We start from the raw sequence: 9,616 nt of genomic DNA, 5'->3' as shown, positions 1-9,616 counted from the left end.
TATCCCGGTAAATTTAGGATACAATCTTTCTTGGGCATTTTAATCTTCCTTTTGACCGTCAAATCAATGGGTTAGTCTAGACTAACTTGATTAAAATGCCCCCTTTTTTGGGGTAGAGCCGAACACAAAACTTTAACCCTTAACCTATAATTTTCAAAACCTTTGAGAGTAAGTTCACAATTTTAAATTTATATAGATACTTTAAATTGAATTTTTGATATGTTTAATAGATAGCTCTTCTGTTAATAGCATTACTGTAACCCAAAGGTTATACATTCTTTAAATTCCCTTTTAAATAGGAGAATATAATACTATGGAACGGTTAAAATCCTATTTTCTTAAAGATACCACTCTGAAAACTGAAATCATTGCGGGGATCACCACTTTTCTAACCATGGTGTATATCGCATTCATCAATCCAAGCATACTGCATGATGCAGGAATGGACCAGGGAGCAGTATTCACAGCTACATGTCTTATTACCGCCTTTGCCTGTTTCTTTGCAGGATTATTTGCTAATACGCCCATTGGCATTGCACCAGGTATGGCATTAAATATCTTCTTTTCTTATACGGTAGTGCAAGGTATGGGAATATCTTGGCAACACGCTTTAGCCATTGTCTTTCTTTCAGGTGTTTTATTTTTTTTAATGTCGCTTACCAGCTTGAGACGCCTATTAATCGAGGCAATTCCTCATAATTTACAAATCGCTATATTAATAGGTATCAGCTTATTAATTGCTTTAATTACCTTGCAAAACAATCAAATTATTATTGAGGATCAGCATAATTTAATGCGCCTGGGCGAAATTACTCGTCCAGAAAGCGGTTTGTTCTTCTTAGGATTTTTACTCATATTGATTTTAGATTATTTTCAAATTCCTGGAGCGATTATTCTTGGGATTCTCAGTATTTCTATCTTGAGTTTATTGTTCGGTTTATCTACCTGGCAAGGATTAATTTCCATGCCCCCTTCCATGGAGCCAACTTTTTTAAAGCTCGATTTTTCTGGCATAAATACCGTTCTCGCCTTAAAAGCTACCTTTACCTTTTTTTTAATTGCTGTGTTTGACGCAACAGGGACATTGATCGGTTTATTAAATCCTTCTGTATTTAAACAACAAGAAAATTATTCCAAGCGTCTTAGCAATTGTTTAACCGTTGATGCAGCTGCCTCTGCTGTAGCAGGATTATTAGGCTCCGCAAGTACCTCCCCCTACATAGAGTCTGCAGCAGGAATTGAGTCAGGTGGACGCGGCGGAATAACTGCCATAGTCATCGCAATCGGATTTCTTCTTATGTTATTTTTCTCACCTTTGGCACGAATGATTCCTAATTTTGCCGTAGGCCCCGCCCTTTTATATGTAGCTTGTTGCATGATGAAGCATCTCACAGATATGAAATTGCATGATGTAAGTGAAACAGCTCCTTGTATGGTAACCATCATGATGATTCCTTTTACTGCTTCTATTGCTGATGGAATTGGCGGAGGTATAATTCTTTATACTTTATTAAAATTATTAACTCGACAAAAAATTAATTTTTTACTCTTTATATTAAGTATTGTTTTTGTAATATTCTTCCTAGTAAGTTAAACGGTAAAACTGTGTTCATGTAGAGATGATGCGTGACTGAGGCTTCTGCATAAGTTCAACTGAGCTGTTGTATGTAATCACCATAAACCCGTTCATCTGGAGATTATGATTATCATGACAAAATTTTTTGATAAAAAAACTAAAACTTTGTTTATTACCGGAGGAAAAACAGCTGTAACTGATTTATCAGACAATCCTTTAATGCTATTACCTAATCCTGAAGAAATTCTCCCATCTCTCCAACTTCGCAGACAAAATGCGATGGCAGGAAGATTTTTTGAAAGGCATTATATAAACGCATCAGGAGAAGAGTTTCACGGCAATTTTGATTTAAAAAATCCTAGTAATGCGGATCTTGAAGAAGTTCATGATACGATTTATTGTCCCTAACCTTAAAGAAAAAAAATTCTGAACGAGACTTCTGCATAATAAAATCGAATAAAAGTAGAAGGCGATTTCCTACCCAACTCTAGTTAAAGATTTTGAAAAATCATATACATTTACAAAACCATCTGCTTATAATGCGTTAAGATGATATTTAAAATGTGCAACTACGTGACTTATCATCTCAGTAACGAATTAATACAGGACTTACGAAAAACCCCAAGGTCGAGGCAAAAAATGTTTTTAATGAGGAAGTTTAGATAGACTAAATGACCGAATTAAAAACATTTTTTAACGAAGAGATGGGGGTTTTTCGTAAGTCCTGTAAGAAATAAAATCGAATTCTTTTATTTAGATAGGATGAAATAATATGAAAAGAACAGGACATCACCAACACGCTCACCAACACACTCACCCATCAACTACCCAGCCACAAACAGTAGTTGTTGTTACAACTCCAGTGCCTGCGCACCCTAATGGTTTCTTTACTGCACATAACCATGGACATAATCCATACCAGCAGCAACTGCCTCATTTACATCAGCAGCCACACGCTCATCATCATGGCCACGATGAACATACACATACGCATACACATAATAATCCCTAGAATGAATAACCCGGATTAATATCATTTAATCCGGGTGTAAATCGTACAATGCTCCGCTAATACAACACATTTCACTAATTTAGTCTGTGAAAGATAGTATGCTTACTTTGCACTGCTTCTCTCCCTTGAGATGTTTTCTCAGCCCCAAAAAATGTAAGGTTTAAAGAATTTGTTTTTACAAAATACTCCGTAGAGCGGCTTTCATCTTTCTGTACCTCTCCATCTCCAGAATACTTATCTGATAAAGAAGACTCCACATGCTTGTTGAGCTTTTCTAATTCAATAATATTACCCGATGATAAAAATGAATCCAGGCTCATTAACTTTAATCCATCAACCGGTTCATCATCTTCTATATTTGAATGATGCTCGTCCTTTGATGCAGCTTGTTCCTTAGTTTGCATGGATTGTGGGAGCTCAAATAACGTCTCTTCCGAGAATTGTCCAGCCTGTGTGAGCTCTTCTGAGCTAAAAAGAAAAGTATCCTCATCATCTGAATCTTCAAATACAAGAGGTTCAACTATTTTATGTAATGCCTCACCTTTGGTAAAACCAACAATGGATATGCGATGCCAACTTGAATCAGTGATTCCATTAGAAGAAATTAATTTGGTGTTGCAGTGATAATATTTATCAAAATCCCATAGCAACACGTCTCCTTCTTTTAAATCAAAATATATCCCTTCAAAATTAGTTTGAGCCTCATTTGGTAAAACACCCCTCACTCCAGGAAAAAATGTATAGGCACCTTTATACGTTCTTTGCTGCTCACTCTGCTGGCCATTCTTAGAGGGATAGATAACAAACAGTGGATTTAAGCAATGGATGGGAAACTTATTACTATCTATATGAGCATTAGTTTGTTTATCATAATTTGCTTCGGCGGCTAAAAGATAACTCGATCCGGTTAAAGTAAAATAAGATGCACAATCCATAATTCGACGACGCGTTGCATATTCAACTGGAGCACACTCCGCATAAATCTTTTCAATAGAATTAAAAAGAGGCGCTAATCCTTCTTCTACTCCATATTTTATTTCAGAGAATTGGGTAGGTCTAATTCGGCTTGTTTTTTTTCCAAGCACACCAAATGGAGCTGAACGAACACTTATGTGGAAATCTTCTTTATTTTGCCTTTTATTAACATATTCTTCTGCAGATACAGCCCCCATTCTACTCAATTGTGATGGTGTTACAGAAGTGAGTTCCTTACGTAATTTATCAGTTATCATCTCAGGTTGAATTGCACCAACACGATATACACCAATTAATTTTCCTTTAGCATCATAAAAATTAGTATTTTGAGTAATTTTCATCGAATTAGGAAAAGGTTCATCAAAAATATCATTTTTTTTAATTTTTTTATCAGGATTATTATGCAATACCATAGCAGCAATCATAGTCCCATCAGATGTTTTATCTTGAGGATTTTCCGCAGGAAGTTCAACCTGGAGCATAGGCTTTAGCATCATAAGGTGCTTAAAGGGCATTTTGCGGCTAATAAGATAATAACTATCATTGATGGCCGATTTTAAACGTTTGATTTCTGATTTTTCCAAATCAAAACCCAATTTATTCATATGGTAAATTAGGATCTCACCTAGATTTTCTGAAGATTTACGTTGTAAATAAATGCTATACATTAAATGATGTTGGTATAAATAAAGTAAGTTCTGAGCAGCCAATGAAGGAGCCTTCTTTATATTGGGAATAATTTCTTTTGCAATGAAGTTCCGCCTTGATAGCATATTTTGATAAAGAGTTGATCTTTTCAAACTTTGATCACTTTTTTTTATCGTGAAAGGAAAGCTGATATGATGGCTATAGATAAATTTATTTCTAAGCCCGTCTGGGAATTTAGGTTTTATTTCTTTACTAAAGTCCGATCTATGCCCTATAGAAGATATGTGCCTTATTGAAAGCCGATTATTATAACGCTCATTTTTTTGTAGCATTTCGCGCTGCACTTTTTTATATTCATTAAGTTCACCCTCAGCCATTTGCTTTATAAATTGATTTAAGAAAGGTGAAATTAATTTTCGTACTATTTTACCCTGCTTTGGCATGACTGTATCCGAGATTATAGTCTGCACAACTTCCTTTTCTTTTCCTTTTTCTTCAGCAGTATCCTTTGTCTCTAAATGAGGATAAATAACCCTATATCTTTTTGTTAAAGGAGAAGCAGTTCCTTGTCCAATAGTGGGTTGCTGAATGATGGGCTGACCATTTCCAACATCAGTTGTTGAATCAACTATTTCGGGGTGCTTTCTTTTTTTAGCCGTGCTAGTACTATGTTGAATCTGGTTTGTCGGTGTTATAGTTGGAGTTACTGCCATATTTTTACCAGGGCCACTAAAAGCGGTAGTTGGCATTGCATCCATCCTGGTAATATCACTTCCCATAGAAAGTAATTTTTGACACTCACCAAGACAATGCGCAATAAACCCCGGATCTGCAGTTGCCTTAATATCATCTAATATGGAATAAAATCTTCCCTGAATGGCACGAAAGGGATTGAAATCCGGACCATACTTCATTGTGGGTACATCAAATTTTTGTTGCATATTTAACTCCTTTGTTGTTTAAAATAATCTGCAATGCTCTAACGGGGCCGAAGTATCTTCAATATAGATAAAAAAGTCGAACCATTTTTGAGTGACTAGTATTTATGGAAAAATGATGTATCTCCGGGATAGCATTCTCGGCTATCATAGGTAAATACAGTTATAACTGTGGAGCGTAATCAGCTAAACGATCGTGCGGAAAAGATTAACCTGTTACCAAAGAAAACAAGTTATATAAAGGACCTACGTGATAAAAATCAACACATTCTAGATTTTTTTATCAATTAAGATAATCTTAAAGCAGAATTATCAAATGCTTCAAAATACATTCAGATACTCACTAAAAAAGCTATGGTAAGTGTGTAAATTTAGTTATTATGTATTTACTTAGGATTTTACGATTTTTCGATGCGCTCGATAGTAATTATAATTTTAATATTTATTTGCTCAGCATTAACTTATGCAAACGAAATTAATATTTCCACGACCACTAAGAATGGGAATACTACTTTTTATTTGCAAGCTGGTGCATTTAATTTAGAAAAAGATGCAAAGCAACGTCAAAAGGAATTGTCTGCACTTGTCAGTGAACCTGTTGAAATTAAGAATCTATCAGATAAGAAACTTTATCTGATACAAATTGGCCCAATTAGTGATTACCTCACCGCACGAAATTTGCAGAATAAGCTATCACAAAAGATCAGTTCAAAGAAAAGTGAACCGAGTGAAAATCAACATCCTTACATAAAACAACCAACTGAATCTGAGAGTCAAAGTACCCCAAACGATACACCGCCGTTAAACAGCAAACTATGGAATTTAAGAAACGCTGATATTAGAGCGGTTATTGCGGAAGTGTCACGAGTTACAGGGAAAAATTTTGTCATTGATCCAAGAGTGCAAGGAAAAATATCGATCGTATCGTCAACACCTATGAACAATAATGAACTTTATCAAGTATTCCTTTCAGTCTTACAAGTCTCGGGCTATGCCGCTATACCTAGTGGAGCGATCATTAAAATTATTCCGAATATCGATGCAAAAACACAATCGCCTGATCTTTTAAACGGAATAAAGCAACCACCCAGAGGTGACGACATGATGGTGGCTGTAGTTCCTGTTCATTATGTTCCATCAGAGCAATTAGTTCCCGTTTTACGACCATTAATGCCACAATGGAGTAGTATCTCTGCTTATGCTCCCTCAAATATGCTTATTTTATCAGGAAGAGCGAACAACATTCGTAGTCTTGCAGGCATCATCAAACAAGTAGATAACTCATCTGCCAATGGCATTGATATAGTTCATTTAAGACATTCATTAGCAATGGATATTGCTGCTACTTTAAAAGATCTTGTTAAAACTCAACCCAGTATGGGAGGGGCGCGAACTCAACTAACTATAGCTGCTGATGACCGCTCCAATTCGCTGTTAGTCAGCGGCTCCAAGACAGACAGAATACGTCTTAGAATGTTGATATTAAAATTAGATAGAGAGAGTTCCGAAGGGGTTAACTCCAACACGCAAGTGGTGTATCTAAATTACCTCAGAGCTGAAGACTTGGTACCCATCCTCGCCGGTATAGCTCAAGCAAATTTCAGCGGCAATGTTGGCACAACAATTGGTACCATTACTCGCCCTATTCTGGATAGTACAAATCCGGCCTCCAACCTTGCCAACAACTCAAATACGCAGGGCTCCACTAGCAGTTCTAGTTCTCTTTATTCAGCAGGCTCAGGCAGTGGTGGCAGTTCATTAACTGCTTCAGGCGCTACCGCAAATACTACGACTACCACAACGCAAAATGAAGGGACAACAAAACCTACAGTACAAATTATTGCTGAACCCAATACAAACTCCATCATCCTTAATGCACCAGCCTCTGTAATCCGTACTTTGAAAAGAGTAATTACGCAACTGGATATTAAACCGGCCCAATTACTCATTGAAGCATTAGTCGCAGAAATTAATCAATCGGATATTAACGACTTAGGCATTGAATGGGGAAGTGATCAACAAACAGGAAAACCTGAATCCTTTAGGCCAGGATTTGCTATAATTAATAACAGTACTAAACTTGATGATTTTCAAGCACAGATATATGCTTTAGCAAGAGAAAATAAAGCTAATATTTTATCAACACCTTCAGTTGTTGTTCTTGATAATCGCCAAGCTAAAATATTGGTAGGTAAACAGGTTTCGATAGCATCGACTACTCAACCTGCAAATGCCGGAGGTACAACAAATAATGGGGTTCCATTTACTACATTTGATCGGGTTAACGTTGCATTACATCTTTATGTAAGACCACAAATTACACGAGGGAATGGAATCCAGCTGCAAATCGATCAAGGAAATGACACGTTGGATCCGCCCGTTGTTTCTCCAAACACAGCTACCCCAACATTTAGAATCAGTAGTATCGTTACTTCGGTTCATGTTGAAAGCGGTGACGTCGTTGTATTGGGAGGTTTGACTCAAGATAGCCTGGGTAATGAAAATAACCGCTTGCCAGTTTTGGGAGATATACCGGGTGTGGGTCGATTATTCAAACGGAATATAAATTCTCGTGAAAAACGGGTACTGATGGTATTTATTAAACCCATAATTTTGCGTAATGAACGAGATAATACGCATATGACGAGTGAAAAGTATAATAATGTGCGTCAATTCGAACTGGATTGGCTGAAATCGCAAGATGCCTTTGTACAAAGCAATAATGCAACGGTATTACCTGCTTTGAAACGAGCTGAGTTACCAAAACCGTTTAATCGTCCACCTTTGTTAGTAACGAAGTAAACCATGGAAAACGAAGATAAATTGCTGAAGATCCCATACAGTTTTGCCAAAAACCATGGGATTGTCGTGGCCAACGAAATGAGCGACAACCAGGCTCTTGTTTATTATTTACCGAATACTTCATTGCAATCTCTTGCTGAAATAAAGCGTTTATTACAATGTGAATTTACTTTAAAACAAGTTGATGAATCAGCGTTTCAGCAACATTTAGCCCATGTTTATCAATCTAAATCATCGATATTAGAAGCCGCTGGAGGCATGGAAGAAGATATGGATCTTTCACTACTGGCTAGTCAATTGCCGGTAAGCGAAGATTTGTTAGAAAATCAAGATGATGCACCCATAATTCGTTTATTGAATGCATTGTTTACTCAAGCAATAAAACAAAAAGCTTCTGATATTCATATTGAAACTTATGAAGATCGAGTTCTTGTACGTAATCGGATTGACGGTGTTTTACATGAGGTATTAGAAATTCAGCGTGCCATAGCTCCTTTAGTAATTTCCAGAGTCAAAGTAATGGCCAAACTGGATATTGCAGAAAAGCGCATTCCTCAAGACGGTCGTATTTCTCTGCGAATTGGTGGACATAATATTGACGTCCGGGTCTCAACCCTTCCGTCAAATCATGGTGAGCGGGTAGTACTGAGGATTTTAGACAAACAAGCGGCTCAATTGGATTTAAACCTGTTAGGTATGCCTGAACCAACAGTAAAAAACATGCGAAAAATGATCGCAGAGCCGCATGGTATTATTTTAGTTACTGGGCCCACAGGTTCAGGAAAAACTACTTCCTTATACGCCATGTTGACTGAATTAAATCAAGTCACTCGCAATATTCTAACCATTGAAGATCCAATAGAATATGATCTTGAAGGGATTGGGCAAACACAGGTTAATACCAAAGTACAAATGACCTTTGCTAAAGGTTTAAGGGCGATTCTCAGGCAGGATCCGGATGTAGTGATGATCGGAGAAATTCGTGATTTGGAAACTGCAGAAATTGCAGTTCAAGCCAGCCTTACAGGACACTTGGTATTGTCTACCTTACATACTAATAGCGCACTCGGTGCCCTAACTCGTTTACGTGATATGGGCGTTGAATCCTTTCTTTTATCCTCAAGTATCGTGGGACTTATCGCACAACGGCTGGTTAGAAGATTATGCCCTCAATGCAAAACACCTCATCAATTAAGAGATGATGAAAAAGAACTTATGGGACTTACAGCAGACTCAGATACCTCAAAGGTCTTTGAACCTAAAGGTTGTGACTATTGCAATCACTTAGGCTACAAGGGCAGAACTGGTATTTACGAACTGATTACTGTCGATGAAGTACTTAGAGGAATGATTCATCGCCATGAAAACTTACAAACAATGGAAAATTATTTACGCCCCACTACACCTAGTATTCGTGATGATGGATTTAAACGAGTACTCGCCGGCGACACATCTCTTGCTGAAATTCTTCGGGTAACAACCCAAAGTTAGCCGCTTTTAAGAAGTTTATAGTTCGAAATGCCAATATAGAATAAACGAAATAAACAGGGCGATTTCATCAAAGTTTAAGAATAGAACAGATTGATATGAGAATTCCCAGATGTTTATTGAATTTTAAATAGACACTTTAAATAAGAAGTGATAAAAATCAGGCACCTACGTTTC

6 protein-coding genes are annotated in these 9,616 nt (G+C 36.9%); 5 read left to right on the top strand and 1 reads right to left on the bottom strand.

Annotated features, from left to right (window positions below; translation table 11 throughout):
* Nucleotides 1–313 precede the first annotated feature (313 nt).
* The 3 genes from ELY20_RS16600 to ELY20_RS16590 all read left to right on the top strand — a co-directional run bounded on the left by ELY20_RS16600 (nt 314) and on the right by ELY20_RS16590 (nt 2,588).
* Nucleotides 314–1,594 (top strand): NCS2 family permease, encoded by a 1,281-nt coding sequence (locus tag ELY20_RS16600; protein ID WP_110144263.1) that lies wholly within the window; start codon nt 314–316, stop codon nt 1,592–1,594.
* Nucleotides 1,595–1,708: 114 nt separating this feature from the next.
* On the top strand, nt 1,709–1,984 hold the full coding sequence (locus tag ELY20_RS16595; RefSeq protein ID WP_110144264.1) for a hypothetical protein: 276 nt from the start codon (nt 1,709–1,711) through the stop codon (nt 1,982–1,984).
* Between the two features lie 364 nt (nt 1,985–2,348).
* A complete protein-coding gene (locus tag ELY20_RS16590; RefSeq protein WP_110144262.1) occupies nt 2,349–2,588 on the top strand; it encodes a hypothetical protein in 240 nt (79 codons plus the stop codon).
* Nucleotides 2,589–2,662: 74 nt separating this feature from the next.
* Here ELY20_RS16590 and ELY20_RS16585 read toward each other — a convergent pair whose 3' ends face one another.
* The gene (locus tag ELY20_RS16585) at nt 2,663–5,152 is read right to left on the bottom strand and encodes a hypothetical protein (RefSeq protein ID WP_110144261.1); all 2,490 of its coding nucleotides are present in this window, start codon (nt 5,150–5,152) and stop codon (nt 2,663–2,665) included.
* A gap of 408 nt (nt 5,153–5,560) precedes the next feature.
* On the opposite strand from ELY20_RS16585, the gene lspD reads away from it, so the two are divergent.
* A complete protein-coding gene (lspD, locus tag ELY20_RS16580) occupies nt 5,561–7,951 on the top strand; it encodes a GspD family T2SS secretin variant LspD (RefSeq protein WP_110144260.1) in 2,391 nt (796 codons plus the stop codon).
* 3 nt (nt 7,952–7,954) lie between these two features.
* Entirely contained in the window at nt 7,955–9,442 is a 1,488-nt protein-coding gene (gene lspE, locus ELY20_RS16575; protein WP_110144259.1) for a GspE family T2SS ATPase variant LspE, read from the top strand.
* Nucleotides 9,443–9,616: the final 174 nt, after the last annotated feature.

The organism is Legionella qingyii (genome assembly GCF_003990155.1).
GTDB lineage: Bacteria > Pseudomonadota > Gammaproteobacteria > Legionellales > Legionellaceae > Legionella > Legionella qingyii.
Note: the sequence above shows the minus strand (reverse complement) of the source record. Positions and strands in the feature narration are given on the sequence as shown.

Coding starts and splice junctions, on each gene's coding strand:
- lspD (WP_110144260.1), top strand. CDS start 5,561: ATGCGCTCGATAGTAATTATAATTTTAATATTTATTTGCTCAGCATTA.
- ELY20_RS16595 (WP_110144264.1), top strand. CDS start 1,709: ATGACAAAATTTTTTGATAAAAAAACTAAAACTTTGTTTATTACCGGA.
- ELY20_RS16585 (WP_110144261.1), bottom strand. CDS start 5,152: ATGCAACAAAAATTTGATGTACCCACAATGAAGTATGGTCCGGATTTC.
- ELY20_RS16590 (WP_110144262.1), top strand. CDS start 2,349: ATGAAAAGAACAGGACATCACCAACACGCTCACCAACACACTCACCCA.
- lspE (WP_110144259.1), top strand. CDS start 7,955: ATGGAAAACGAAGATAAATTGCTGAAGATCCCATACAGTTTTGCCAAA.
- ELY20_RS16600 (WP_110144263.1), top strand. CDS start 314: ATGGAACGGTTAAAATCCTATTTTCTTAAAGATACCACTCTGAAAACT.